This window comes from Streptomyces albidochromogenes (assembly GCF_005981925.1).
GTDB classification, from domain to species: domain Bacteria; phylum Actinomycetota; class Actinomycetes; order Streptomycetales; family Streptomycetaceae; genus Streptomyces; species Streptomyces albidochromogenes.
On the sequence record NZ_VBVX01000068.1, the window covers coordinates 1 to 25,576 of the forward strand.

Here is a 25,576-nt window from a genome sequence, read left to right on the forward strand (position 1 = left end):
CCCGTCCACCGTCCCGCAAGTCCGCCGAATCCCCGAACGTGCCCACGCCGCCCGAGACCGCGCCGCCCGCACCGCCGCGCGAGCGGGCCAAGTCCGCCCGGGCGCCGAAGCAGGCCGAGGCCGTCAAGCCGACGCACGCGACGCAGGAGGCTCCGCAGCCCCTGGTGGCCGCCGAGACCCCGCCGCCGCGCAAGCCCGCCCGGGCCGCGAAGCAGACCGGGCCGGCCAGGACCGCCAAGGCCGCGCAGCCCGCCGCCGCCGCTCCCGACTCCGCCGCCGGGGCCGCGCGGGACGCCGAGTCCGGCGGGCCCCGGGCCGCCGCCTCCAAGGCGGCCCGGGCGACCAAGGCGTCCAAGCCGGCCAAGGCCACCAAGCCGCGGCGGGCCACCCCTCCCGCGGACCGGCTCCCCGGCTCGGCGCCGAAGGCCGTCCGGGCCACCGGACCCGCCGCCCCCGCACCGGGCGGCGGCGAACCGGAGCCGGAGCCGCACGGCCCGGCCCTGCGGGGCGGCGACCGGGACCGGCTGCTGGCCGGCGGCCACCACGACCCGCACGGGCTCCTGGGCGCCCACCCGGCCGACGGCGGGGCCGGGGTCGTCTTCCGCGCCCTGCGGCCCTTCGCCCGGGGCGTCACCGTGCTGGCCGGCGGCCACCGCGCCGCGCTGCACGACGACGGCGACGGGCTGTTCTCCGGCGTACTGCCGCTGGACGCGGTGCCGCCGGAGTACAGCCTGGTCGTCACGTACGACGACAACGAGCTGGAGGTGCAGGACCCGTACCGCTTCCTGCCCGCGCTCGGCGAACTCGACCTGTACCTGATCGGCGAGGGCCGCCACGAGGAGCTGTGGCGGGCGCTCGGCGCGCAGCCGATGACGCACCAGGGCGTGGCCGGCACCCGCTTCACCGTCTGGGCGCCGAACGCGCGAGGCGTACGCGTCGCGGGCGACTTCAACTACTGGAACGGCACCGGGTTCCCGATGCGTTCCCTCGGCTCGTCCGGCGTCTGGGAGCTGTTCGTTCCCGGCGTCGGCGAGGGAACGCTGTACAAGTTCGAGATCATGCGCCCCGACGGCAGCCACACGATGCGCGCGGACCCGATGGCCCGGCGCACCGAGTGCCCGCCCGCCAACGCCTCGATCGTGACGGCCTCCCACCACGAGTGGCGCGACCAGGAGTGGATGGAGCACCGCGCCGACCGCCCCGTGCACCAGGCGCCGTTCTCGGTCTACGAGGTGCACCTCGCGTCCTGGCGGCCCGGGCTGTCGTACCGCGAGCTCGCGGAGCAGCTTCCGGCGTACGTCGCCGACCTCGGCTTCACCCATGTGGAGCTGATGCCGGTCGCCGAGCACCCCTTCGGGGGCTCGTGGGGTTACCAGGTCACCGGCCTGTACGCGCCGACGGCCCGCATGGGCACACCCGACGACTTCCGGTACCTGGTCGAGTCGCTGCACCGGGCGGGCATCGGCGTCATCATGGACTGGGTCCCGGCGCACTTCCCCAAGGACGACTGGGCGCTGGCCCGGTTCGACGGCCCCAACCTCTACGAGCACGAGGACTGGAGGCGCTCGGAGCACCCCGACTGGGGCACGCTCGAATTCGACTACGGGCGTCCCGAGGTGCGCAACTTCCTGGTCGCCAACGCCACGTACTGGTGCGAGGAGTTCCACATCGACGGCCTGCGCGTCGACGCGGTCGCCTCGATGCTCTACCTCGACTACTCGCGCGAGGAGGGCCAGTGGGCGCCCAACGAGTTCGGTGGCCGTGACAACCCGGACGCGGTCGCCTTCCTCCAGGAGATGAACGCGACCGTCTACCGCCGCAACCCGGGCGTCGTGACGATCGCCGAGGAGTCCACGGCCTGGGACGGCGTCACCCGCCCCACGGACAGCGGCGGCCTGGGCTTCGGGCTCAAGTGGAACATGGGGTGGATGCACGACTCGCTGGTGTACGTCAGCAAGGAGCCGGTGCACCGCAAGTACCACCACAACGAGATGACGTTCTCGATGGTGTACGCGTACAGCGAGAACTACGTGCTGCCGATCTCGCACGACGAGGTGGTGCACGGCAAGCAGGCGCTGGTCAGCAAGATGCCGGGCGACTGGTGGCAGCAGCGCGCCAACCAACGCGCGTACCTCGGCTACATGTGGGCGCACCCCGGCAAGCAGCTCCTGTTCATGGGGCAGGAGTTCGCCCAGGGAGCGGAGTGGTCGGAGGGGCACGGGCCCGACTGGTGGCTGCTCGACCCGTCGTACTCGGCGGAGCCGGACCACCGGGGCGTGCGTGACCTGGTCCGCGACCTCAACCAGGTGTACGCCGAGACGCCCGCGCTGTGGGAGCTGGACACCGTCCCCGACGGTTTCGCCTGGGTGCTGGGCGACGCCGCCGAGGACAACGTCTTCGCGTTCCTGCGCTTCGACGCGAAGAGCGGCCCGCTGCTGGCCGTCTCCAACTTCTCGCCGGTGGTGCGCCAGGGTTACCGGCTGTGCGTACCGGACCTGATCCCGGCCTGGACCGAGGTCCTGAACACGGACGCGGCGCGGTACGGCGGCAGCGACGTACGCAACGCCGAGCCGCTCAAGCCGGAGCCGGCCGGGGCGAACGGCGGCCGGCCGCATCTGGAGCTGACGCTGCCGCCGCTGGCGACGGTGTGGTTCAAGCCGGCCTGACCGTCTCCGCCTCCCGCGCGAGCCCTTCCCGGACGGCTTCGGGAAGGGCTCCCGTGTGGACGACGGCGAGCCGCTGCGTGGCGCGGGTCAGCGCCACGTACAGGTCGTTGGCTCCGCGCGGCGACCCGGCGAGGATCTGTCCGGGCTCGACGACGACCACGGTGTCGAACTCCAGGCCCTTCGCCTGGCGCGGGTCGAGGAGCACGACGTCACGGGTGAGGTCGGGGGCCGGTCCGTACGACGCGCCGGGCAGTTCGGCGGCGAGTCGCGGGTGCAGGGCGGCGGGTGCGACGACGGCCAGCCGGCCCTCGTGCGGCGCCTCGTCCGCGACCGTCCGCCCGACGGTACGGGCGAGGTCGTCCGCACGCGCCGCGCGCGCCCGGGGCCGTACGCCGGTGGAGCGGACGGAACCCGGCGGCTCGAAGGCGGGGTCCTCGGCCCGGCGGACCCCGGCGGCCACCCGCATGATCTCGGCGGGCGTGCGGTAGTTGACGCCGAGGCGGGTGTGCTCCCAGCGGTCGCCGACGTACGGGTCGAGGATCTGCCGCCAGGAGTCGCAGCCCGCCGGGTCACCGGTCTGCGCCGGGTCGCCGACCAGCGTCATGGAGCGGGTGGGGCAGCGGCGCATCAGCAGCCGCCAGGTCATGGCGGACAGCTCCTGCGCCTCGTCGACGATGATGTGGCCGAAGGCCCAGGTGCGGTCGGCGGCGGCGCGTTCGGCCGCGCTGCGGTGGTCGGCCTCCTCGTGGCGCTCGGCCATCCGCTCGGCGTCGACGATGTCGTGCGCGCCCAGGACCTCGGACGCGTCCTTGTCCAGCTCCTCCTTGTCCTCGAACTCGTAGGTACGGGACGCGTACGCCACGTCCAGCACGCCCTGCGCGTAGGCGATGCGCTGCTGGCGTTCGGCCTCCTCGGCGGCCCGGGCGGCCGAGTCGTCCTCACCGAGGAGTTCGGCGGCCTCGTCGAGCAGTGGCACGTCGGCGGGGGTCCACGGGCCGCCGGTGCGCCGGATCAGCTCGGCGTCGAGGTCCGCGAGGTGGGCCGGTTCGGCGAGGAAGTCGGTGACGAGCTGCTGCGGGGTGAGCATCGGCCACAGCGTGTCGATCACCGCGTGCACCTCGCCGCTGAGCGCGATGGCCTTGCCGAGCTGGGCGATGTCGTCGGGGCCGAGGAAGTTCGGGCCGCCGTACGGGTCGGCGCCGATGCGGTCGGCGAGCTGTTCGGTCAGCGCGTCGATGATCCGGAACGCGAAGTGGGGGCGGGCGAGGTTGTGCGGCAGCCCGGTCTGGCGGGCGGCGGCGCGGGCGTCCTCGGCCATCGCCCGGTCCAGCACGAGCGTGCCGTCGTCGTGCTCGATCTCGATGCCCGGGTCGGGCACGGTCTGGCGGTCCCGTACGCACCGGGCGAGCGCGTCCGCCATGGCGGCGCGGCCCTTGACCTCGGCGGCGGCCGCGGTGTCGGTGCCGGTGGCGGTGATGCCCGGGAAGAGCTCTCCGACGGTCGCCAGCAGTACGCCGGTCTCGCCGAGCGAGGGCAGCACCTCGCCGATGTAGGCGAGGAAGGCCGGGTTGGGTCCGACGATCAGCACGCCGCGGCGGGCGAGCAGGTCCCGGTACGCGTAGAGCAGGTACGCCGCCCGGTGCAGCGCGACGACGGTCTTGCCGGTGCCGGGGCCGCCCTCGACGACCAGGACGCCCTGGTGCGAGGCGCGGATGATGCGGTCCTGCTCGGCCTGGATGGTCTGCACGATGTCGTGCATGCGGCCGGAGCGCGCCGCGTCGAGCGCGGCGAGCAGCACGGTGTCGGCGGCGGAGCCCTCGTGGCCGGTGCGGGTGGTGTCGGTGAGATCCAGGATCTCGTCGTGCAGCGCGGTGACGGTGCGGCCCTCGGTGGTGATGTGCCGGCGACGGCGCAGGCCCATCGGGGAATAACCGGTCGCGAGATAGAAGGGGCGGGCGATGTCGGCCCGCCAGTCGACGACAAGAGGGGTGCGATCGGCGTCGTTCTGCCGGATTCCGATGCGGCCCATGTGGTATTGGCGCCCGTCCTGGAAGTCGAGCCGCCCGAAGCACAGCCCGCTCTCCCCGGCGTTGAACGCGGCGAGCAGCCCGGACTGCTCGGCCACCAGCACATCGCGTTCGAGTTTCGCCTGTTGGCCGGACGCCACCTGCGTCAACGCCGACCGCACGGTGCCCTCGGCCTCCGCGCGCAGGTCGTCGAGGCGCTCGTAGAGACCGGTGATGAATTCCTGCTCTTTCTGAAATTCCTCGGTTGACAATTTAGCTCCCAACAAGCTACGCTGTGTTCATACGGCACCTCTGTAACCCAATCTAAATCAGGTCGCAGAAACGCTCAATATACGCAGAGAAATACCCCGGGTGTCAATTCCCCGGGGTATTTCTTTTGCCCGCGTCGGCGCCGTGGGCGCGCCCGCCGGGTGCGCTACGCGTCCGCGAGTTCCTGGAGGAGCCCCCGCTTGGAGCGCGCGCCGACCATCTGCCGTACGGGCTCGCCGTCCCGGAAGACGATCAGCGTCGGCATGGACAGCACGCCGTAGCGGAGCGTCGTCTCGGGATTGACGTCCACATCCAGCTGGACGACCTTCAGCCGGTCGGCCTCCTCCCGGGCCACCGCGCTCAGCACGGGAGCGAGCTGACGGCACGGGCCGCACCAGTCGGCGGTGAACTCCACCAGGACGGGCCGGCCGGACTTCAGTACCTCGGTTTCGAAGGACGCGTCCGTGACCTCGTCCACCCCTGTTGCTCGCACCATCACTGTCTCCTCAGTCCGTCGGTCCGTTGTGCGTCAGTTCGCAGCGCGGCTCGGGGCCACCCGGCAGCGCCGCTCCGGCTTCCAGCTCGGCGCGCGCCAGCTGGGCGCCCACCTGCGTGCGTACGGCGTCCAACTGCCCTATCAGTGCGTCCAGTTCGGCGAGCTTGCGCCGGTAGACGTCCAGCGAGGCCGGACAGGAGTCCCCCGCCGGGTGGCCGGCCCGCAGGCAGTCCACGAAGGGGCGGGTCTCCTCCAGCTCGAACCCGAAGTCCCGCAGGGTCCGGATCTGCTGGAGGAGCCGCAGGTCGTCCTCGTCGTACGTGCGGTACCCGTTGACCGCGCGCCGGGCGGGGAGGAGACCGCGGGACTCGTAGTAGCGCAGCGCCCGGGTGGTGGTCCCCGCGCGCTCCGCCAGCTCGCCGATTCGCATGGCCCGACGGTAGTCCTTGACGTCGGCGTCAAGGCAAGGAAGGAGTGCGGGACGGGCGGTGCTCAGCTCTTCGGCTTGAGCGCCTCGATCGTGCTCGCCCAGTCGTCGGCGCCGTGGCCCTGGGCGATCGCACGGTCGGCGACGGCCTTGATCGCCTCCAGGTGGCCCGTGTCGAGGCCCCGGTCCCGCGACATGTGCAGGAGGTGGTCGACGCTCGCGGCCATCATGGCCAGGTTGGCCTCCTGGCCGTCGTAGTCGCCCGCGTCGATCGCGCTCGCCATGCCGGACGCGATGTCCGGCAGGATCGCGACGATGGAGTTCAGGTACGGGGCGAGAGCCGTGGCGGCGACCTTGTCCTCCCGGGCCAGGGCGAAGGCGTGCACCAGGCCGGACATGCTCGCGTAGAAGAGGTCCAGCATCGACAGGTCGTAGACGGCGGCGAGCCCGTGGTCCTCCCCCAGGTGGGCGGCCTGCCCGGCCAGGGCCTTGAGGGTGCTCTCGTACTTCTCGAAGACCGGCCGGGCGCCGGCGAACAGGATCAGCGCCTGCGGCCCGCCGACGAGCGGGGTCGGCACCATCACCGCACCGTCCAGATACGCGATGCCGTGCTCGTCCGCCCAGGCCGCCGCCGTACGGGCGCGCTCCGGGGAGTCGGACGTCAGATTGACCAGGACACGGCCGGCGAGAGCGTCGGCCAGCGGTTCGACGATCGCCTGCGAGGCGTCGTAGTCGACCACGCAGACGACGGTCAACTCCGCGCGGCGAACGGCTTCTTCGGCGGACGGGGCGAGGACCGCGCCGCGCGCGACGAGGTCCCCACCCTTCCCCCCGGAGCGGTTCCAGACGGTGGTGGGGTGCCCGGCGTCCAGGAAGGCGCCGGCGAGAGCGCGGCCCATGGCGCCGAGGCCGAGAACAGCGACAGGAGCAAGGTGGTCGGAAGTCATGACCACCATGCTTCGGGGCCGCCGCCGGTGGGACAAGTACCCACTTTTTTGTCAGTACCCGTACGCCTCAGGGCCGGTGACGGTCGCGGTCCGGCCGGCACAACGCCGTGCGCGGTTTCAGGCGCCCGTGCGTGCCGGTTCGCGGGCCGGCTCCGGGGCGTCCTGCGCGGGCACCCGGGTCCGGCGCGGCAGGAGTACGGCGACGAGGACCGTTCCGGCGCCGAGGACGGCCGCGCCGACCAGGCTGGTGTGCGCGACCGCGTCGGAGAAGGCCGCGCCGACCGCGTCGGCCATCTGCCGGGCTCCTTCGGCGAGTTGACCGGACTGGCCCTTGAGCTGGGCCGCCTGCTCCGGCGTACCGGCCTTCGCCGCCTGGCCCGCGAGCTGCTTGGCCTGCTCGCCGATGCCCTGGGCGACGGCGTAACCGGCGCCGACCGAGTCCTGGGCGGTGGTCAGCGCGTCCGCGGGCAGTTTCGTGCCGACGGTGGCGTCGGCGAGGTGCGAGGAGTACGAACCGGCCAGCACCGAACCGAGGATGGCGATGCCCAGCGAGCCGCCGAGTTCGAGCGAGGTGTCGTTGACGGCGCCGCCGACGCCCAGTTCGGACTCGGGGAAGGCGCCCATGATCGCGTCGGTGCACGGGGAGAGGGACAGCCCGATGGCCAGGCCCAGCACGACCAGCGGCAGCACGAAGTCGCCGTACGTGGAGGCCGCGTCGACGCGGGTGAGCAGGGCCAGGGCGGCCGTGCCTCCGGCCATGCCCGCCGTGACCGTGGTCCTCATGCCCAGGCGGGGGGTGAGGAAGCCGGTCAGCGCGGAGCCGACGAAGACGGCGCCGGCCAGCGGCAGCATCCGTACGCCCGTCTCGAAGGCGTTGTAGCCGAGCACGAACTGGAGGTGCTGGGTGAGGAAGTAGAACGCGCCGAAGACCGCGAGGAAGAACAGCGCGACGGCGAGGTTCGAGCCGGCGAAGCCCCGGTCGAGGAAGCGGCGTACGTCCAGGACGGGCCGGGGGTGGCGCAGTTCCCAGACGACGAACAGCACGAGTCCGGCCCCGGCGACGACCGCGGCGGTGATCGCCTGGGCGCCCCAGCCGAAGTGCGGGCCCTGGATGATCATGTAGACGAGGGCGGCGACCCAGACGACGGACAGCAGCCCGCCGACGTAGTCGATGCGCCCGTGGCGGGCGGCCTTCGACGGCGGGATCAGCACGAACGCACCGACAATCGCCAGAGCCGCGACCGGCACGTTGATCAGGAACGTCGACGCCCAGCCGTGGCTCTCCAGCAGCGCCCCGGCGACCAGCGGGCCCGCCGCGATGGCGAGTCCGGCGGTGGCCGTCCACAGCACGATGGCTTTGGCGCGCTCGGCGCGCGGGAACGTCGCGGCGAGGAGCGAGAGCGTGGCGGGCATGATCATCGCCGCGCCGACGCCCATCACCGCGCGGGCCGCGATCACGCCCTCGGAGCTGTCCACCAGCGAGCCGGCGACCGCTCCCCCGCCGAAGACGACGAGCCCGAGCACGAGCGCCCCGCGCCGGCTGTACTTGTCGCCGATCGCGCCGAGCAGCAGCATCAGCGCGGCGTACGGGACGGTGTAGCCGTCGATGACCCACTGGAGGTCCGCGCTGCTGAGCCCGAGGTCCTGGGTCATGTCGGGTGCGGCCACCGTCAGGGCGGTGTTCGCCATCACGATGATCAGCAGGCTCAGGCACAGGACGAGCAGCGCCCACCAGCGCCGCCGGTACGGCTGCTCCATCTCCTCCACCGGCTGGTTCACGACCAGGCGCATGGCTCCACACCCTTCCCACGGTTTTGCACATGACTGTGCAACTGCACAACAATGTGCAATTTAACGGGCTGCACAGCGATGTGCAAAATGGGGAGCATGACCTCCGGTATCAGGGCCGACGCCAACCGCCGCCGCATCCTGGACGTCGCGCTCGCCGAACTGCTGCGCGACCCGGACGCCTCCATGGACCAGATCGCGCGGGCGGCCGGTGTCGTCCGCAGGACGGTGTACGGGCACTTCCCGAGCCGGGAGGCACTTGTCGCGGCGCTGGTCGACAGCGCGGTCGCCGCCGTCTCGCAGGCGCACGCGGCGGGCCGGGAGGGTGTCGCCGACCCCGCCGAGGCACTCGCCCGGGCGACGCTGGCGGTCTGGCGGATCGCCGACCGCTACCGGCTGCTCGTCGCGCTCGCCCAGCGCAGCGTGACGATGGAGGGCATCAAGCAGCGGCTGGCCCCGGTCCGCAAGGAGTGCGTCGACCTGCTGCGGCGCGGCGCGGACGCCGGGGTGTTCACCTCCACACTGCCGCCGGCCGCGCTCGGCTACGTACACGAGCAGACGCTCTTCGGCCTGATGGAAGCGGTCAACGACGGTGCGCTGGACGCGGCCGACGGCGGCCGCGCGGCGGCGTCGACGGCCCTGCTCACGGCGGGCGTGCCGCCGGAGCGGGTGGCGGAACTGCTGACGTCGGTCGAGTAGCGGGCCCGGAGCAGGCGGGGCCCGGACAGGCGCGGTGCGCGCGCGGAAGGGGCGCGCCGTCACCGGTCGCGCCCCCTTCCCCCGTGCGGGGTCCCGCCCGCACCGCCTACACCTTCGCCACGGCCTTGTCGTCCTCCCGCGCCGGCGACCGCGCGTCGTCCGCCTCGGCGGGCGCGTCGTCGAGCAGGGTCTTCTCGTCGAAGGGGGCCAGGCCCGCCAGTACCTGGTCGACCCGCTCCTTGTCGATCTCCTTCGTCCACGTGCCGACCAGGACGGTCGCCACCGCGTTGCCCGCGAAGTTCGTCAGGGCGCGCGCCTCGCTCATGAAGCGGTCGATGCCGACGATCAGGCCGACGCCGTCGACCAGCTCCGGGCGGTGCGACTGGAGGCCACCGGCCAGGGTGGCCAGTCCGGCCCCGCTGACGCCCGCCGCGCCCTTCGACGCCACGAGGAGGAAGAGCAGCAGCGGGATCTGCTCCCCGACGGACATCGGGGAGCCCATGGCGTCGGAGATGAAGAGCGAGGCCATGGTCATGTAGATCATGGTGCCGTCGAGGTTGAAGGAGTAGCCGGTCGGAACCGTGATGCCGACCACCGGCTTGCTGATGCCCAGGTGCTCCATCTTCGCGATGAGGCGCGGCAGGGCGGACTCGGACGACGACGTGGACAGGATCAGCAGGAACTCACGGCCCAGGTACTTGAAGAACGTGAGGATGTTGAGCCCCGCGACGAGGCGCAGCAGCGCGGCCAGCACGATGAAGACGAAGAGGAAGCATGTGACGTAGAAGCCCAGCATCAGCACGGCGAGGCTCTTGAGAGCGTCCAGACCGGCCGATCCCGTGACGGCCGCGATCGCGCCGAAGGCACCGATCGGCGCCGCCCACATCACCATGGCCAGGATGCGGAACACCAGCCGCTGGATGTGCTCGACACCGCGCAGCACGGGCCGGCCGGCCTCGCCCATGGCCTGGAGCGCGAAGCCGGCGAGCAGCGCCACCAGGAGGGTCTGGAGGACCTCGCCGGTGGTGAAGGCCGACACGAACGTGGTGGGGATGATCCCGAGCAGGAACTCGACGGTGTCCTTGGCCTCCGGGGCGACCTGGCCCTGTCCCGCCTCCTTGACCGCGTCGGTCACCGCCAGGCTGTCGCCGGGGTGCAGCACATTGCCGACGACGAGGCCGATGCTGAGGGCGACCAGCGACATCGCGGTGAAGTAGCCGAGCGCGATGCCGCCGACCGCGCCGACCTTGGCGGCCTTGCGGACCGAGCCGATGCCCAGCACGATCGTGCAGAAGATGATCGGCGAGATCATCATCTTGATCAGATTGACGAAGCCGGTGCCGAGCGGCTTGAGCTCGACGGCCACACCGGGGGCGGCAAAGCCCACCGCGACGCCCAGGACCACGGCGACGATGACGGCGATGTACAAGTAGTGCGTGCGGTCCCGCCTTGCGGCTGCTGTGCCTGGTGTGCCTGCCACGGGGGCCTCCTCGAGATTGTCCTGCGATACCCACGTCCCGTTGGGTCCCGGCGACTATCCATCACGCTGTGACCCCCGTCACCGTTGCGTGCATTGAGTTCACGGCTTCCCGGCCGGGCACACTTGCCGCATGCGCCTTTCCCGCCCCCGCAGCCTGGCCGGCCAGCTCTTCGCGATGCAGGTCGTCCTGGTGGCGGCCATCGTGGCGGGCTGCTCGGTGTTCGCGTACGTCTCGGACCGGTCCCAGGCCGAGGAGACCGCGCGCCGGCAGGTCTACGCGACCGCCATCGCCGTCGCCAGGTCCCCGGCGGTGATCGAGGCCGCCCGCTCCGGCCACCCCACCGGACGCCTCCAGCCGTACACCGAGGCACTGCGCAAGGAGGCCGGGGTCACCTTCGTCACGATCATGGCGCCGGACGGTACGCGCTGGACGCATCCCCAGGCGCAGGAGATCGGCAGGACGTACCTGGGGCACACCGGCCCCGCCCTGGCGGGCCGCACCTTCGACGAGACGTACGTGGGAGTGCTGGGGCGGTCGGTGCGCGTGGTGGCGCCGGTACGGGACACCGAGGCCCGGGGCGGGCGGATCATCGGCCTCGTCAGCGCGGGCATCACCATCGAGGCCATCAGCGCGCAGGTGCGGCAGCAGGTCGCGGCGCTGCTCGGCGTGGCGTCCGGCGCGCTGGCCCTGGGCGGCCTCGGTACGTACGTCATCAACGCCCGGCTGCGGCGGCACACCCACGGCATGAACGCCCGCGAACTGAGCCGCATGCACGACTATCACGAGGCGGCGTTGCACGCGGTGCGCGAGGGGCTGCTGATGCTGGACGGGCGGCAGCGCATCGCGCTGATCAACGACGGCGGACGCGAGCTGCTCGGACTCGGGCCGGACGCGGTCGGCCGCCCGGTGGCCGAGATGGACCTGCCGGGCCCGCTGACGGCGGCACTGCTCGCCCCCGAGCCGCGCGTCGACGAGGTGCACCTGACGGCGGAGCGGGTGGTCGTCGTCAACAGCCGCCCGGTGAGCGGCGGGGAGAAGCGCGGCACGGTCGTGACCCTGCGGGACCACACCGAACTCCAGGCGCTCTCCGGCGAACTGGACTCGGAACGCGGCTTCACCCAGGCGCTGCGCTCGCAGGCCCACGAGGCGGCGAACCGCCTGCACACCGTCGTCTCCCTCATCGAACTCGGCCGCGCGGACGAGGCGGTGGAGTTCGCCACGGCCGAGCTGGAGCTGGCCCAGGCACTGACCGACCAGGTCGTCGGCGCGGTGGGCGAGCCGGTCCTGGCCGCGCTGCTGCTGGGGAAGGCGGCGCAGGCGAACGAGAGGGGCGTGGCGCTCGTACTCGACGAGGACAGCCGGATCGACGACGGCCTCCTGCCGGGCACGCTGCCCGCCCGCGACCTGGTGACGATCCTCGGCAACCTGATCGACAACGCGGTGGACGCGGCGCAGGGCAGTGACGGCGCCCGGGTCACGGTGACGGCCCGCACCGACCGGGGCCGCGAGCTGCTGCTGCGCGTCGCGGACACCGGGCCGGGCGTCGACCCGGGCGCCGCGGACGCGGTCTTCGCCCGCGGCTGGTCGACGAAGAGCGCGGGTCGCGGGCTCGGGCTCGCGCTGGTCCGGCAGACGGTGCACCGGGGAGGCGGCGCGATAGCGCTGAGCGACGCGCCGGGCGGCGGTGCGGAGTTCACCGTACGGCTGCCGCTGACCGCCCGAGCGACGCCGCGGACAGCGGGGGTGCGCGCATGACCCGGCAGGCGCTGCGCCACCGGCCCCCTCGCGCACCGGGGCCGCGTCGCCCCGGGCCCCGCTCCCCGAACGCCGCGGGGGCCGCGTCACCGGTCCGTCCGCCGCACCCGGAGGGAGCCGCGTGAGCGCCGCCGCCCCTCCCCCGATCCGGGTGCTCGTCGTCGAGGACGACCCCGTCGCCGCCGACGCGCACGCCCTGTACGTCGGCCGCGTCAGCGGCTTCGCCGTCGCCGGGGTGGCGCACTCGCGTGCGGCGGCGGTGCGGGCCCTCGACCGGGAACCCGTCGACCTGCTGCTCCTCGACCTGTACCTGCCCGACGGCCACGGCCTGCAGCTCGTGCGCTCGCTCCGCGGGGCGGGGCACACCGCCGACGTCATCGCCGTCACCTCGGCCCGGGATCTGGCCGTCGTACGCGAAGGGGTGTCCCTCGGCGTCGTCCAGTACGTGCTGAAGCCCTTCACCTTCGCCACCCTGCGCGACCGCCTCACCCGGTACGCCGAGTTCCGCGCCGCCGCCGGCGAGGCCAGCGGGCAGGACGAGGTGGACCGGGCGCTCGCCGCCCTGCGCTCGCCCCAGCCCGCCGCCCTCCCCAAGGGGCTCAGCGCCCCGACGCTGGAGGCGGTGACCCGGGCCCTGCGCGGAGCGCCGGAGGGGACCACCGCCGCCGCGGCCGCCGCCGCGCTCGGGATCTCGCGGATCACCGCCCGCCGGTACCTGGAGCACCTGGTCGCGGCGGGCCGCGCCGAGCGCGCCCCGCAGTACGGACAGGTCGGCCGCCCGGAGCTGCACTACCGCTGGATCACCGTACGCTGAGCCGGAGTTGAGGGCGGCGCGGCCTTCCCGGAGCCACCGGTCCCACGCCGCCCGGTGCGGTGGTTCGGCGCGGGGCGGGGTGGTGCTGGGGTGACCGGAGGGTAACGTGAGCAGTGCGGGAGTGGCGGTGCGAAGGTAGGACGTTCCTACGAGTTGTGATCTTGGGGGAACGCACCGTAGTCATCGGGGCCCGCCTCTCCGTACGGTGTGCCCGTGCACCCCTCTCCGCCTTTCAACGCCCTCGCCGCGCGCCGTCTGCGCGAGGGCCTGGGCATGGCCCCCGGCCACGTCGCCTACGGGCTCCGCGCGCAGTACGGCCTGAACATCGGCCCCGACCTCGTCGTCGCGTGGGAGCGCGGCCAGCGCGCGCCCGACGCGCAGGAGATCACCGCGCTCGCCGGTGTCCTGTGGTGCGCGGTGGGCGACCTGATCGCGGCCCCCGGGACGCTGCGCGAGCACCGGATGGCGCGGGGTCTCGGCGCCCCGGACCTGGCGCGGATGGTGGGCGTGGACCCGGTCGCGTACCAGCGGATGGAGGACTCCGGGCGGTGGCGCGGCAACGAGCGGCAGTCCGCGGCGCTCTCCGAGGTGCTCGGCCTGTCGCCCCGGGAGTTCGTCACGGCGACGGGCCGCGACGAGGACCTGGCCGAGGTGCTGTGCAGCGCGGTGACGACCCGCTGGCAGGCGTACGTACGGCCGACGGCCAAGCTGGTTCCGGTGCCCCGGCGCCAGCTGGAGGACGTCCTGCAGCGCCTGCACGCCGACTACCAGTCCAGGATGGTGGCGACGCTCAGCTGGGGCGGCAGCGACTCGGGCGACGGCGCGACGGGCCGGGAGTTCCTGGACGAGATCGTCGGCCACTTCTGGCGGCTGGCCCCGGCCTGACCGGCGGCCTCGCCGCCCTCCGCGAGCGGGCCCGAACGCGCCCGGGCGGCCCCGGCCCCCCGTCGGGGGCGGCTGGCCGCTCGGCACGTGACACGGCGCGGGCGCCGGTGCCGGTGCCGGTCAGAACACGGACTCGGCCTCGCACATCCGCTCCTCGGGCACCGTCTTGAGCTCCTCGACGCCCGCCGCCAGCGGCACCATCGTGATCTCGGTGCCGGTCAGCGCCGTCATGTTGCCGAAGTCGCCGCGGTGCACCGCCTCCACCGCGTGCCAGCCGAAGCGGGTGGCGAGGACACGGTCGTACGCCGTCGGGGTGCCGCCGCGCTGGACGTGGCCGAGGATGACCGGCCGCGCCTCCTTGCCCAGGCGCCGCTCCAGCTCGCCGGCGAGGCGGTTGCCGATGCCGGTGAACCGCTCGTGACCGAACTGGTCGATGACGCCCTTCTCGTACGCCATGGACCCCTCGGTCGGACGCGCGCCCTCCGCGACGCAGACGACCGCGAACTTCTTGCCGCGCGAGAAGCGTTCCTCGACCATCTTCACCAGGTCGTCGACCTCGAAGGGCCGCTCCGGCAGGCAGATGCCGTGCGCGCCGCCCGCCATGCCGGACTCCAGCGCGATCCACCCGGCGTGCCGGCCCATGACCTCGACGACCATCACGCGCTGGTGCGACTCGGCGGTGGTCTTCAGACGGTCTATTGCCTCGGTCGCGACGCCCACGGCCGTGTCGAAGCCGAAGGTGCGGTCGGTGCCGTTGATGTCGTTGTCGATCGTCTTCGGTACGCCGACGACCGGCATCCCCGCGTCCGCGAGCATCCGGGACGCGGTCAGCGTGCCCTCGCCGCCGATGGGGATGAGCGCGTCGATGCCGGAGCGCCCGGCCAACTCGTGCCAGTTCTCGGCCGCTTCGCGCAGCCGGTCGCGCTCCAGGCGGGCGGAGCCGAGGATCGTGCCGCCGCGGGCCAGGATGCCGCTGACGGCGTCCAGGTCGAGGGGGCGGAAATGGCCGTCGAGCAGGCCCTTGAATCCGTCCTCGAAGCCGATGACTTCGTCGCCGTGGCCGGCGACGGCCCGGTGCACGACCGACCGGATCACTGCGTTCAGCCCGGGGCAGTCTCCGCCTGCGGTGAGGACTCCGATACGCATCGTGCTGTGTCTCCTGCTCGCTAGTGGTACATGTGAGCCAGAATCCGATTGTTTCACGGCTCGCATGGGCTCGGCGCTTACGGCTACTCCTCCATAAGGGCCCGCATCGAACCGTACGGAGGGGTCGCGCGCACCGTCGGATTCGCCCGTGCGAGACCTTCGGTCGCGGCCTCGGCAGGCCCTCTGCCCGGCGGGCGCCCTATCCACCCACACAGGTATTGTCAAGAGGGCAAGACCACCCTATCTGGACGGAGAGCACGCGTGACGCGCAGCGTGTACGTGACCGGGATCGACCGGGGAGACGGCCGGCAGGTCATCGAGCTGGGAGTCATGGAGCTCCTGACGCGCCAGGTGGACCGGGTGGGCGTGTTCCGCCCCCTGGTGCACGACGGGCCGGACCGGCTCTTCGATCTGCTGCGTGCCCGCTACCGGCTGTCGCAGGACCCGGAGACCGGGTACGGCATGTACTACCAGGAGGCGGCGGCGCTCCAGGCCGAGAAGGGCACCGACGAACTGGTGGCCCGTGTCGTCGACCGCTTCCACACGGTGGCGCGGGACTACGAGGTCGTCCTCGTGCTCGGCACGGACTTCGCCGACACCCAGCTGCCGGAGGAACTGGCCCTCAACGCGCGCCTGGCCAACGAGTTCGGCGCCTCGGTCATCCCGGTGGTCGGCGGCAAGAACCAGCCCGCCGACGCGGTGCGCGCCGAGACCCGCAACGCGTACCGCGCGTACGAGGCCCTCGGCTGCCAGGTCCTCGCCATGGTGGCCAACCGGGTCGCCCCCGCGGACCGCGCGGAGGTCGCCGAGCGCCTGGCCGCCCGCCTGCCGGTGCCCTGCTACGTGCTGCCCGACGAGCCCGCGCTGGCCGCCCCCACGGTCGCCCAGATCACCCACGCCCTCGGCGGCAAGGTGGTGCTCGGCGATCCCGCGGGGCTGGCGCGCGACGCCCTGGACTTCGTCTTCGGCGGCGCGATGCTGCCGAACTTCCTGAACGCCCTGACCCCGGGCTGCCTCGTCGTGACCCCCGGCGACCGCGCCGACCTGGTGGTGGGCGCGCTCGCCGCGCACAGCGCCGGGACCCCGCCCATAGCGGGCGTACTCCTGACCCTCGACGAAAGGCCCGGCGACGAGGTCCTCACGCTGGCCTCGCGCCTCGCGCCCGGCACGCCCGTGGTCTCGGTCGCGGGCGGCTCCTTCCCCACCGCCGCCGAGCTCTTCGCCATGGAGGGCAAGCTCAACGCGGCGACGCCCCGCAAGGCGGAGACCGCGCTCGGCCTGTTCGAGCGGTACGTCGACACCGCCGACCTGCTGACCCGGATGTCGGTGGCCCGCAGCGGCCACGTCACGCCGATGATGTTCGAGCACGATCTGCTGGAGCGGGCCCGCGCCAACCGCCGCCGCGTGGTGCTGCCCGAGGGCACCGAGGAGCGGGTCCTGCGCGCCGCCGACGTGCTGCTGCGCCGTGACGTGTGCGACCTGACGCTGCTCGGCGACGTCGACGTCCTGCGCAAGAAGGCCGCCGACCTGGGCATCGACCTCACGAAGACGCAGCTCATCGACCCGCAGACGTCCGAGCTGCGCGGCCGCTTCGCCGAGACGTACGCGAAGCTGCGCGCCCACAAGGGCGTGAGCGTGGAGCTGGCACACGACGTGGTGGCCGACGTCAACTACTTCGGCACGCTGATGGTCCACGAGGGCCTGGCCGACGGCATGGTCTCCGGCTCGGTGCACTCCACCGCCGCGACCATCCGCCCAGCCTTCGAGATCATCAAGACCAAGCCGGACGCCAAGATCGTCTCGTCGGTCTTCTTCATGCTCCTCGCCGACAAGGTGCTCGTGTACGGCGACTGCGCGGTCAACCCGGACCCGAACGCCGTCCAGCTCGCGGACATCGCCGTCCAGTCGGCGGTCACCGCCGAGAAGTTCGGCGTGGACGCCCGGATCGCGATGCTGTCGTACTCGACAGGCAGCTCCGGCAGCGGCGCGGACGTCGACAAGGTGCGCGACGCCACCGAGCTGGTGCGCGTCAGCCGGCCGGATCTGCTGGTCGAGGGGCCGATCCAGTACGACGCGGCGGTCGAACCGTCGGTGGCCGCCACCAAACTGCCCGGCTCGGAGGTCGCCGGCCAGGCCACGGTGCTGATCTTCCCCGACCTGAACACCGGCAACAACACCTACAAGGCCGTCCAGCGCTCGGCCGGCGCCGTCGCCGTCGGCCCGGTCCTCCAGGGCCTGAACAAGCCGGTCAACGACCTGTCGCGCGGCGCCCTGGTCCAGGACATCGTCCAGACGGTCGCCATCACGGCGATCCAGGCCCAGGACGCGAGCGCATGACCTCCACCCCGAACCGAGAAGGCACCGCACCCGTGACGTCAGCCCAGCGCATCCTCGTCCTCAACTCCGGCTCCTCGTCGGTGAAGTACCAGCTCCTGGACATGCGCGACCACTCGCGCCTGGCCGTCGGCCTGGTCGAGCGGATCGGCGAGCAGACCTCGCGCCTGGTGCACAGCCCGCTGACCGACGGCGGCGAGAAGCGCGAGCGCACCGGACCGATCGCCGACCACGAGGCCGCGCTGAAGGCCGTCGCCGAGGAGCTCGCGCGCGACGGCCTGGGCCTGGACTCCCCCGAGCTGGCCGCCATCGGCCACCGCGTCGTGCACGGCGGGCTGAAGTTCAGCGCGCCGACCGTGATCACCGAGGAGGTGATGGCGGAGATCGAGCGGCTCGTCCCGGTCGCCCCGCTGCACAACCCGGCGAACATCACCGGCATCCGCACGGCGCAGGCGCTGCGCCCCGACCTGCCGCAGGTCGCCGTCTTCGACACCGCCTTCCACACGACGATGCCGGAGTCGGCCGCCCGCTACGCCATCGACGTCGAGACGGCGGACGCCCACCGCATCCGCCGGTACGGCTTCCACGGCACCTCGCACGCGTTCGTCTCGCGCGAGACGGCGAAGCTGCTCGGCAAGGACCCGTCCGAGGTCAACGTCATCGTGCTGCACCTGGGCAACGGCGCTTCGGCGACCGCCGTGCGGGGCGGGGCCTGCGTCGACACCTCCATGGGCCTGACCCCCTTGGAGGGGCTGGTCATGGGTACGCGCTCCGGTGACATCGATCCCGCGGTGACGTTCCACCTGGAGCGGGTGGCCGGAATGAGCACGGACGAGATCGACGTACTGCTGAACAAGAAGAGCGGGCTCGTCGGCCTGTGCGGCGACAACGACATGCGGGAGATACGTCGTCGTATCGACGAGGGTGATCAGCGGGCGCTGCTGGCCTTCGAGATCTACATTCACCGGCTGAGGAAATACATCGGCGCTTACTACGCCGTTCTCGGCCGGGTCGACGCGGTGGTGTTCACCGCTGGTGTCGGCGAGAACGCGGCGCCCGTGCGGGCCGCCGCGATCGCGGGTCTGGAGGAGCTGGGCCTGGTGGTGGACGCGGATCTGAACGCCGTACGGTCGGACGCGGCGCGACTGATCTCGCCGGAGTACGCCCGGGTCGCGGTCGCCGTCGTACCGACCGACGAGGAGCTGGAGATCGCCCGCCAGACCTACGCGTTGGTCAACGCCTGAGCGGCCTCCCGCCCATTTGTACATTCCACCAGACGGAATATTCCGCAGCGAAACAAACCGATAGGATCCGCCTCATGCGCCGTTCCAAAATCGTCTGCACACTGGGTCCCGCCGTCGACTCCCACGACCAGCTCGTCGCTCTCATCGATGCCGGGATGAGCGTGGCCCGATTCAACTTCAGCCACGGCACCCACGCCGAGCACCAGGGCCGGTACGACCGCGTCCGCAAGGCCGCCGAGGAGACGGGCCGCGCGGTGGGCGTGCTCGCCGACCTCCAGGGACCGAAGATCCGGCTGGCGAAGTTCGCCGAGGGGCCGGTCGAGCTGGTCCGCGGGGACGAGTTCGTCATCACCGTCGAGGACGTACCGGGTGACAAGTCGATCTGCGGCACCACCTACAAGGGGCTGCCCGGCGACGTGTCCAAGGGCGACCCGATCCTGATCAACGACGGCAACGTCGAGCTCAAGGTCGTATCGGTCGAGGGCCCGCAGGTCCACACCATCGTGATCGAGGGCGGTGTGGTCTCCGACCACAAGGGCATCAATCTGCCCGGCGCGGCGGTCAACGTCCCGGCCCTGTCCGAGAAGGACGTCGAGGACCTGCGCTTCGCCCTGCGGATGGGCTGCGACATGGTCGCGCTGTCCTTCGTGCGCGACGCCGACGACGTCAAGGACGTCCACAAGGTGATGGACGAGGAGGGCCGCCGGGTCCCCGTCATCGCCAAGGTGGAGAAGCCGCAGGCCGTCGAGCACATGGAGGGCGTCGTCATGGCGTTCGACGGTGTGATGGTCGCCCGCGGCGACCTGGCCGTGGAGTACCCGCTCGAAAAGGTCCCGATGGTGCAGAAGCGGCTCATCGAGCTGTGCCGCCGCAACGCCAAACCGGTGATCGTCGCGACCCAGATGATGGAGTCGATGATCACCAACTCGCGCCCGACGCGCGCCGAGGCGTCCGACGTCGCCAACGCGATCCTGGACGGCGCGGACGCGGTCATGCTGTCCGCCGAGTCGAGCGTCGGCGCGTACCCGATCGAGACCGTCAAGACGATGTCGAAGATCGTCGTCGCGGCCGAGGAGGAGCTGCTCTCCAAGGGCCTCCAGCCGCTCGTACCGGGCAAGAAGCCCCGTACGCAGGGCGGTTCGGTCGCCCGCGCGGCCGCCGAGATCGCCGACTTCCTGAACGGCAAGGCGCTGGTCGCCTTCACCAAGTCCGGCGACACGGCCCGCCGGCTGTCCCGCTACCGCGCGGCGCAGCCGATCCTGGCCTTCACGACCGACGTCGGCACCCGCAACCAGCTCGCGCTGAGCTGGGGCGTCGAGTCCTTCGTCGTGCCGCACGTCGACAACACCGACGCGATGGTCGACCTGGTCGACGCCGAGCTGCTCAAGCTCCAGCGCTACAACAACGGCGACACCATGGTCATCACCGCCGGTTCGCCCCCCGGCGTACCCGGCACGACCAACATGGTCCGGGTGCACCACCTGGGCGGCGGCGGGCACGACGCGGCCTGACAACCCCCGAAGACGTACGAACGGCGGCGGCCCGCCCCCCATCCGGGGCGGGCCGCCGCCGTCGCTGCGACGCTGTGCTGCCGGCCGGTTCAGCCGGTGTAGAAGTTGTGCAGCCCGGGGACCTTGAGCGTGCCGCCGAACTGGCCGGCCTGGGTCACCTTGACCTTCGTGAACATGGCGATCGGGACGTTCAGCGGAGGCGGTGTCTCCGGGCTGAACGTGATCGGGATGAGGCCGAAGAGGTTGCCCTTCAGCTCCTCCGTGTACATGGTCACCGTGCCGTCGCGGAGGGTCGACGTGGAACCCTGCGCGGCCTGTACGTGCGCCGTGGTGCCGTTGGGGCCGACGACCTTCTGGTGGAGATCCTTGATGTCGGTTTCCTTGGCGGTGAACTTCAGGACCTTCTTGATCTTCCCGCTGCCGGTCCTGACCTCGACGATGCCCTTGTAGTCGAGCCCGCGCAGGGTGAGCATCGAGCTCTCCAGGATCCACGGGTCGTCCGGCAGGTCCGGGATGCCCTGTTCGAGCTCGGCGTTCGCGAGCGCCTCGGGGTCCGCCGTCGGGCAGGGGAAGGGCTCCTTGCCGTCGGCGTCGGCGGCCGGGTCGTCGGCCTTGCCGTCCGCCTCGTCGGCGTCGTCCGCGGTGCCCTTCGCCGCGTCGTCGAGTTCCTCGACCTTGGCGCCGGCCTTGTCCGCGGCGTCCCTGATGGCGTCCGCGGTCTTGTCCGCCGCGTCGCCCGCGGGGTCCTTGGTCTCGACCCCGCCCGGCTTGTCGGCGCCGGGCTTGTCGGCGTCCGGCTTGTCGGCGTCCGGCTTGTCGGCGTCGGGCTGCTCGGCATCCGGCTTCTCGGCGTCCGGGGTACCGGCGTCCGGCTCGGTGGCGCCGTCGGCGGCGTCCGTCTCGGACGGCTCCGGAGCGGCGGTCTCCTTGTCGTCCGGCCCGTCGAGGATGTCCTTGATCGCGTCGCCCACGCCCAGCGGGTCGAGCGGGTTCTTGGTCTCGCTCTCCGTCGGCTCAGGCGCGGGAGTCTCCGTCGAGGCCCCGCCCGCCGCCGGCTCCTTGGTGGGCTCGGTGGCCGGCGCGGTGGTGTCGGCGCCCGGGTCCGGGGTCTCGCCGGGCTTCGGCGTCCCGTCGGTGCCGGTGCCGGTGCCGGGCGTCTCGGCCGGCTTGTCCGGTGTGGTGTCCGGGCTCGGGGTGGCCGAAGGTGTCGGCGTGGCCGAGGGGGAAGTGGACTCGGATGCTTCCGGGTCAGGAGTGTCCGAGCGGGTGACGCACGGGCCGGGGGCGAAGGGGTTCGTCACCTGGTCGTCGGCGAGCGCCAGCTTGGGGGTGAGCCCCATGCCGACGAACACCGCCGTGGGCATCGCGGCCAGGGCCATCGCCTTGCCCGCGGGTATCTGCAGCTTCGTCAGGAGCGACTTCCTGGGGGCCGCGTGACGCGGCCCGCTTCTTTCACGGGTCCGGTCGCCTCCGGCCGCGGTCAGCTCCGCCTCGTCACCCCGCACTGTTCCTCCCGCCATTGGCGTCAACAGATGTGTCGGTTGCGTACGTGTGGTCCGAGCCGTCCGGGACACCGGCCGGCGCGTCGCCCGCGGGCGGGACCTCACCGGTCCGCTCCGGGTACTCGGCGGGGGCGTCCGGCTTGGCCGGCGCCCAGGAGATGGACAGGGCTCCGCCGGTCAGCGCCAGCAGGAAGCCGACCCCGAAGCCGCCCAGATTGGACACGGGGATCGAGACGAGCGCCAGCAGAATGGAGGCGACGCCCGCGAAGACTCGGACGATGTGGTGGTACCACATGGTCAGCCCGAGAGTGACGAGCAGTACGCCGATGATCAGCGAGCCCGCTCCCGCCGTGGTGGCCATGGCCATCGTGAGGTGGCCGATCTTGATTTCGGCGTACGGAAGCCAGGCGATCGGCACACCGCCCACGACGGTGAGCAGGCCCGCCCAGAACGGCCGGCCGCCCCGCCAGGCACGGAAGCGCAGCCGCCAGTAGGTGAAATCGCGGCTCGGACCCGAGGACTCGGCGCTCATGGAAAACAGCTCCCTGGAACCGGTGTTGCTGTGCAGAGATGAGGGAGGGGGTAGCGGGCGGGACGACGCGACGCGTCACGCGTCCCGCCCGCGGAGGGAGTGCTTAGTAGCACTCCTTGACGCCCTTGTGCAGCTTCATGCTCAGACCACTGAGCTTGAAGGTGCCGGCCGTGGTGGCCCAGGCCTTCTGCTTCACGTCGGTCAGCACGGCCGAGTCGGCCTGCTGCGAGAAGCCGTACGGGTTGGCCCGGGTGCCCGGCTGGATACCCGGTCCCTTCGTGGCCTTGCCCGCCGCCACGCCGATGTCGATGTTCTTGAACTCGGCGTTGGCGCCGAGCTCCTCGACGTCCAGGTACAGGTTCTCTGCCTTGACCGGCGTACCGTTTCCTCCAGCGGTGAGCTGGAGGGAGATGTTGCCGAAGATCGGGACGCCGGGCGTCACGACCGACTGACACATCTTGGTGATCTCGGCGCTCTTGAACGCCGAGACGGCGACCGGGTGGGCAGCCTTGTTGCCCTCGAGGTCGGTGCCTTCGGCCATTCCGCCGTACTGGAAGAAGCCCTTACCTTCGAGCTTCTCCGCGCTGACCTTGAAGCTCTGGCCAGAAACGCTGAACGACGCCGCGAGCGCGCCCTGTGCGAGGGCGACGCCTATCGCGGCCGTCGCGGCCACACTCGGCACCATGACGACGGCGAACCGCTTCCATCTGGTCCCGCCACGAACTGCAGACTCCATGACTTTCCTCCTTCTCGGACGTACATCTCCGGTACGGGCAAGGGCCCGCAGGGGGATGGGAGAAGTGCTACGTCCTCGGGAAGGAGAGCGCCCGTATCGGAGGCGCGAACGACTTCCGAATCACTGGCGATCACCCCCGAGCGACAACCACTGGCCACGCATTCGCGCAACCTGCTGGACAGGCCCCGCCGTTCGGCAGAGACCCCCCTGTCCACGGCCGGCGAGCACTGCCGCCGACCGACTCGGTGGGGACCCACGGGACCGCGAGCACCGATTGGCTGTCGGGCTGGTGCGGTATTGGACCGAGCGTGGCCGATCGTGGTCCATTCGCGGCCGGGGCACAAGGGGGTTCGTTACTCGCTAGTAACGGCCGGATAACCGAAGCGCGACCGCCCGGCATCGACGAGCCATGGACGGTGCCGTCAAGTGACGGGAAAAACGCAGAGATTGTCGCCCAGAAACGGGCAGAACACCTTGATCATCTTACTGCAAGTAACAGCGGCCGCGATTACCAAGTTTCGGTAAAGCGCGGCCGCTCATTGTCACTGTGTCGCCAAATCAACGACCGCCACCCAGGGGCACCACCGGTGGAAACGCCGGTCGGGGTGACGGGTTCGGGCTGGCCGGCCGGGTGACGGGCTGGGGTAGCCGGCCCGGTGACGTGGTCGGCGGCGGCCGGTCAGAACCGGTCGGCCTGAACTGGCCGGTGAGGACCGGCCGGCCAGAAGCGGTCGGTGAGAACCGGTCGGTCAGAACCGGTCGGTCAGAAGCAGCCGGTCAGAAGAGCACCCTCGCCAGTGCCGCTCGCGCCGGCGCCACCCGCGGGTCGTCGCCGCCGATGACCTCGAAGAGCTCCAGCAGCCGCACGCGCGCCGCGTCACGGTCGTCGCCCGCCGTACGCCGCACCGTCTCGACCAGGCGCCCGAAGGCGTCCTCCACATGACCGCCGACCAGGTCCAGGTCGGCCGCGGCGATCTGCGCGGCCACGTCGGCCGGGTTCTCGGCGGCGTCCTTGCGGACCTGCTGCGGGTCGAGCCCCTGGACGCGCGCCAGAAGTTCGGCCTGGGCGAGGCCCAGCTTGGCCTCGGTGTTGCCCGGGTCGTCGACGAGCACGTTCTTGTACGCCTGGACCGCGCCGCCGAAGTCGTTCGCGTCCAGCGCCCGCGCCGCCGCTTCGAGCAACGCGTCGTACGGGCCGGCCGGAACCTCGGCCGCTTCGGCCGGACCGGTGCCCGCCTCCGCGTCGACCGCGATGCCGGTCAGCCCGAAGCGCTCCTCCGCGACCTGGATCAGCTGGTCCAGGGTCTCCCGGATCTGCGCCTCGGGGGCCGCGCCCTGGAAGAGCGGCAGCGCCTGTCCGGCGACCACCGCGAAGACCGCCGGGATCCCCTGGATCCCGAACTGCTGCATCAGCATCTGGTTGGCGTCGACATCCACCTTGGCCAGGAGGAAGCGACCGTTGTACTGGAGGGCGAGGCGCTCGAGGAGCGGGCCGAGCTGCTTGCACGGCTCGCACCACTCGGCCCAGAAGTCGATGACGACCGGGACCTCGGCGGAGCGCTGCAGGACATCGCGCTCAAAACCGGCCTCGTCGACATCGATCACCAGGCTCGACGGGGCTACTCCGCCTCCGCCACCGTTCCTGGCGGCCTCGGCACGCGCCTGCTCCGCCTTCTGCCGGGCTTCGCCGGCCGCCTTCACCGCGGCGAGGTCGACGACGCCGCTCATGGACATGTTCCTAGGCTGCATGCGTACATCCTCCCCCTTTCGCGCGCGGTAAAGAAAAAACCTGTGCCTGTGCGGTGACCGTCCGGTGCCGGGCACGTGCTGAAGACGTGCTCAGACCGTGCGGAGACGGTGCTCAGACCGTGTGGCGACGTGCGCGAGACGCGTGCGACCGCGCCCCGATCCGCGCCTGTACGGCCTCCGAACCACACCTGATACACGAACCGCGCCCGTCCGCAGCCCCCCGCCGGTTGCGGGGCGTACGGACGAACACGGTTCAGGGTCCCGAGGAGGACCTGGGTCGGCGCGGGGTCCCCACCCTCGCGCCAGTGCTGTACTGCTCTGGTTGTCGCTCCAGCTTTCGCTGTCGCCGCCGTTCCAGCGGTCGCCTTCACTGTCGCGTTCATTGCCGCTGCGGTGCCGCGTTCAATGCCGCTGTCGTGCTGGCGTTCGCCGTCGTTCTGGTCCCACTCTTTCGCTACTGGTCGTAGCGTAACTCGAAAGCGGGCCGGCCCGCCCGCCGTATACGGTGATCTCGCTCACCAGGCCGAGTCACCTACCGGCCGGTATGGTCGCGGGCATGCCGCCCAGCGACCCCCCGCTCCCCCCTCC

General features: G+C 71.8%; 19 protein-coding genes. 8 read left to right on the forward strand and 11 right to left on the reverse strand.

Annotated elements, in window-relative coordinates:
• Window positions 1-38: 38 nt before the first annotated feature.
• On the forward strand, window positions 39-2,666 hold the full coding sequence (gene glgB, locus E2E34_RS12030) for a 1,4-alpha-glucan branching enzyme (RefSeq protein WP_439333679.1): 2,628 nt from the start codon (window positions 39-41) through the stop codon (window positions 2,664-2,666).
• Here the strand turns inward: glgB and E2E34_RS12035 are convergent.
• From E2E34_RS12035 to E2E34_RS12055, 5 genes are all read right to left on the reverse strand, one after another.
• Window positions 2,653-4,944 carry a HelD family protein gene (locus tag E2E34_RS12035; RefSeq protein ID WP_138901887.1) on the reverse strand — a complete coding sequence of 764 codons (2,292 nt, stop codon included), beginning with the start codon at window positions 4,942-4,944 and terminating at the stop codon, window positions 2,653-2,655. The two genes, glgB and E2E34_RS12035, sit on opposite strands and share 14 nt — an antisense overlap.
• A 164-nt stretch (window positions 4,945-5,108) precedes the next feature.
• Window positions 5,109-5,438, reverse strand: a complete 330-nt coding sequence (gene trxA / locus E2E34_RS12040) for a thioredoxin (protein ID WP_138901888.1) — start codon at window positions 5,436-5,438, stop codon at window positions 5,109-5,111.
• A 10-nt stretch (window positions 5,439-5,448) separates the two neighbouring features.
• Window positions 5,449-5,868, reverse strand: a complete 420-nt coding sequence (locus tag E2E34_RS12045) for a MerR family transcriptional regulator (RefSeq protein WP_138901889.1) — start codon at window positions 5,866-5,868, stop codon at window positions 5,449-5,451.
• Between the two features lie 62 nt (window positions 5,869-5,930).
• Window positions 5,931-6,812, reverse strand: coding sequence for an NAD(P)-dependent oxidoreductase (locus E2E34_RS12050; protein ID WP_138901890.1), 882 nt, complete (start codon window positions 6,810-6,812; stop codon window positions 5,931-5,933).
• A 117-nt stretch (window positions 6,813-6,929) separates the two neighbouring features.
• Complete coding sequence (locus E2E34_RS12055; protein ID WP_138901891.1) at window positions 6,930-8,603, reverse strand: MFS transporter; 1,674 nt, start codon at window positions 8,601-8,603, stop codon at window positions 6,930-6,932.
• 87 nt (window positions 8,604-8,690) lie between these two features.
• Here E2E34_RS12055 and E2E34_RS12060 point away from each other — a divergent pair, with 87 nt between their 5' ends.
• Entirely contained in the window at window positions 8,691-9,299 is a 609-nt protein-coding gene (locus E2E34_RS12060; RefSeq protein WP_138901892.1) for a TetR/AcrR family transcriptional regulator, read from the forward strand.
• A gap of 106 nt (window positions 9,300-9,405) precedes the next feature.
• Here E2E34_RS12060 and E2E34_RS12065 read toward each other — a convergent pair whose 3' ends face one another.
• Window positions 9,406-10,779, reverse strand: coding sequence for a cation:dicarboxylate symporter family transporter (locus E2E34_RS12065; protein WP_138901893.1), 1,374 nt, complete (start codon window positions 10,777-10,779; stop codon window positions 9,406-9,408).
• Between the two features lie 130 nt (window positions 10,780-10,909).
• Between E2E34_RS12065 and E2E34_RS12070 the strand changes: the two genes are divergently transcribed.
• The 3 genes from E2E34_RS12070 to E2E34_RS12080 all read left to right on the forward strand — a co-directional run bounded on the left by E2E34_RS12070 (window position 10,910) and on the right by E2E34_RS12080 (window position 14,234).
• Window positions 10,910-12,535, forward strand: coding sequence for a sensor histidine kinase (locus tag E2E34_RS12070; RefSeq protein WP_138901894.1), 1,626 nt, complete (start codon window positions 10,910-10,912; stop codon window positions 12,533-12,535).
• A gap of 121 nt (window positions 12,536-12,656) precedes the next feature.
• Window positions 12,657-13,349, forward strand: coding sequence for a response regulator (locus E2E34_RS12075; RefSeq protein ID WP_138901895.1), 693 nt, complete (start codon window positions 12,657-12,659; stop codon window positions 13,347-13,349).
• Window positions 13,350-13,556: 207 nt separating this feature from the next.
• Window positions 13,557-14,234: a helix-turn-helix domain-containing protein gene (locus E2E34_RS12080; protein ID WP_167518277.1), complete on the forward strand. Its 678-nt coding sequence runs from the start codon at window positions 13,557-13,559 to the stop codon at window positions 14,232-14,234.
• 120 nt (window positions 14,235-14,354) lie between these two features.
• Here E2E34_RS12080 and E2E34_RS12085 read toward each other — a convergent pair whose 3' ends face one another.
• On the reverse strand, window positions 14,355-15,380 hold the full coding sequence (locus E2E34_RS12085) for an ATP-dependent 6-phosphofructokinase (protein ID WP_138901897.1): 1,026 nt from the start codon (window positions 15,378-15,380) through the stop codon (window positions 14,355-14,357).
• Between the two features lie 261 nt (window positions 15,381-15,641).
• Here E2E34_RS12085 and pta point away from each other — a divergent pair, with 261 nt between their 5' ends.
• The 3 genes from pta to pyk all read left to right on the forward strand — a co-directional run bounded on the left by pta (window position 15,642) and on the right by pyk (window position 20,469).
• The gene (pta, locus tag E2E34_RS12090) at window positions 15,642-17,717 is read left to right on the forward strand and encodes a phosphate acetyltransferase (RefSeq protein ID WP_138901898.1); all 2,076 of its coding nucleotides are present in this window, start codon (window positions 15,642-15,644) and stop codon (window positions 17,715-17,717) included.
• On the forward strand, window positions 17,714-18,958 hold the full coding sequence (locus tag E2E34_RS12095; protein ID WP_138901899.1) for an acetate kinase: 1,245 nt from the start codon (window positions 17,714-17,716) through the stop codon (window positions 18,956-18,958). The genes pta and E2E34_RS12095 overlap by 4 nt, the downstream gene beginning before the upstream one ends.
• Window positions 18,959-19,032: 74 nt before the next feature.
• Window positions 19,033-20,469 (forward strand): pyruvate kinase, encoded by a 1,437-nt coding sequence (pyk, locus tag E2E34_RS12100; RefSeq protein ID WP_138901900.1) that lies wholly within the window; start codon window positions 19,033-19,035, stop codon window positions 20,467-20,469.
• A gap of 89 nt (window positions 20,470-20,558) precedes the next feature.
• Here pyk and E2E34_RS12105 read toward each other — a convergent pair whose 3' ends face one another.
• From E2E34_RS12105 to E2E34_RS12125, 4 genes are all read right to left on the reverse strand, one after another.
• Window positions 20,559-21,974 (reverse strand): MSCRAMM family adhesin, encoded by a 1,416-nt coding sequence (locus tag E2E34_RS12105; protein ID WP_138901905.1) that lies wholly within the window; start codon window positions 21,972-21,974, stop codon window positions 20,559-20,561.
• Window positions 21,964-22,503 (reverse strand): DUF6114 domain-containing protein, encoded by a 540-nt coding sequence (locus tag E2E34_RS12110; protein WP_138901901.1) that lies wholly within the window; start codon window positions 22,501-22,503, stop codon window positions 21,964-21,966. Before E2E34_RS12110 ends, E2E34_RS12105 begins: the two co-directional genes overlap by 11 nt.
• A 103-nt stretch (window positions 22,504-22,606) precedes the next feature.
• Complete coding sequence (locus E2E34_RS12115; protein WP_138901902.1) at window positions 22,607-23,239, reverse strand: DUF6230 family protein; 633 nt, start codon at window positions 23,237-23,239, stop codon at window positions 22,607-22,609.
• A 777-nt stretch (window positions 23,240-24,016) separates the two neighbouring features.
• Window positions 24,017-24,988 (reverse strand): tetratricopeptide repeat protein, encoded by a 972-nt coding sequence (locus E2E34_RS12125; protein WP_138901903.1) that lies wholly within the window; start codon window positions 24,986-24,988, stop codon window positions 24,017-24,019.
• Between the last annotated feature and the right edge of the window lie 588 nt (window positions 24,989-25,576).

What these genes read in the sequence shown, in the direction of transcription:
- E2E34_RS12085 (WP_138901897.1), bottom strand. Translation starts at nt 15,380, where the DNA reads ATGCGTATCGGAGTCCTCACCGCAGGCGGAGACTGCCCCGGGCTGAAC.
- E2E34_RS12070 (WP_138901894.1), top strand. Translation starts at nt 10,910, where the DNA reads ATGCGCCTTTCCCGCCCCCGCAGCCTGGCCGGCCAGCTCTTCGCGATG.
- E2E34_RS12110 (WP_138901901.1), bottom strand. Translation starts at nt 22,503, where the DNA reads ATGAGCGCCGAGTCCTCGGGTCCGAGCCGCGATTTCACCTACTGGCGG.
- pyk (WP_138901900.1), top strand. Translation starts at nt 19,033, where the DNA reads ATGCGCCGTTCCAAAATCGTCTGCACACTGGGTCCCGCCGTCGACTCC.
- E2E34_RS12045 (WP_138901889.1), bottom strand. Translation starts at nt 5,868, where the DNA reads ATGCGAATCGGCGAGCTGGCGGAGCGCGCGGGGACCACCACCCGGGCG.
- trxA (WP_138901888.1), bottom strand. Translation starts at nt 5,438, where the DNA reads ATGGTGCGAGCAACAGGGGTGGACGAGGTCACGGACGCGTCCTTCGAA.
- E2E34_RS12060 (WP_138901892.1), top strand. Translation starts at nt 8,691, where the DNA reads ATGGGGAGCATGACCTCCGGTATCAGGGCCGACGCCAACCGCCGCCGC.
- E2E34_RS12055 (WP_138901891.1), bottom strand. Translation starts at nt 8,603, where the DNA reads ATGCGCCTGGTCGTGAACCAGCCGGTGGAGGAGATGGAGCAGCCGTAC.
- E2E34_RS12050 (WP_138901890.1), bottom strand. Translation starts at nt 6,812, where the DNA reads ATGACTTCCGACCACCTTGCTCCTGTCGCTGTTCTCGGCCTCGGCGCC.
- E2E34_RS12095 (WP_138901899.1), top strand. Translation starts at nt 17,714, where the DNA reads ATGACCTCCACCCCGAACCGAGAAGGCACCGCACCCGTGACGTCAGCC.
- E2E34_RS12115 (WP_138901902.1), bottom strand. Translation starts at nt 23,239, where the DNA reads ATGGAGTCTGCAGTTCGTGGCGGGACCAGATGGAAGCGGTTCGCCGTC.
- E2E34_RS12125 (WP_138901903.1), bottom strand. Translation starts at nt 24,988, where the DNA reads ATGCAGCCTAGGAACATGTCCATGAGCGGCGTCGTCGACCTCGCCGCG.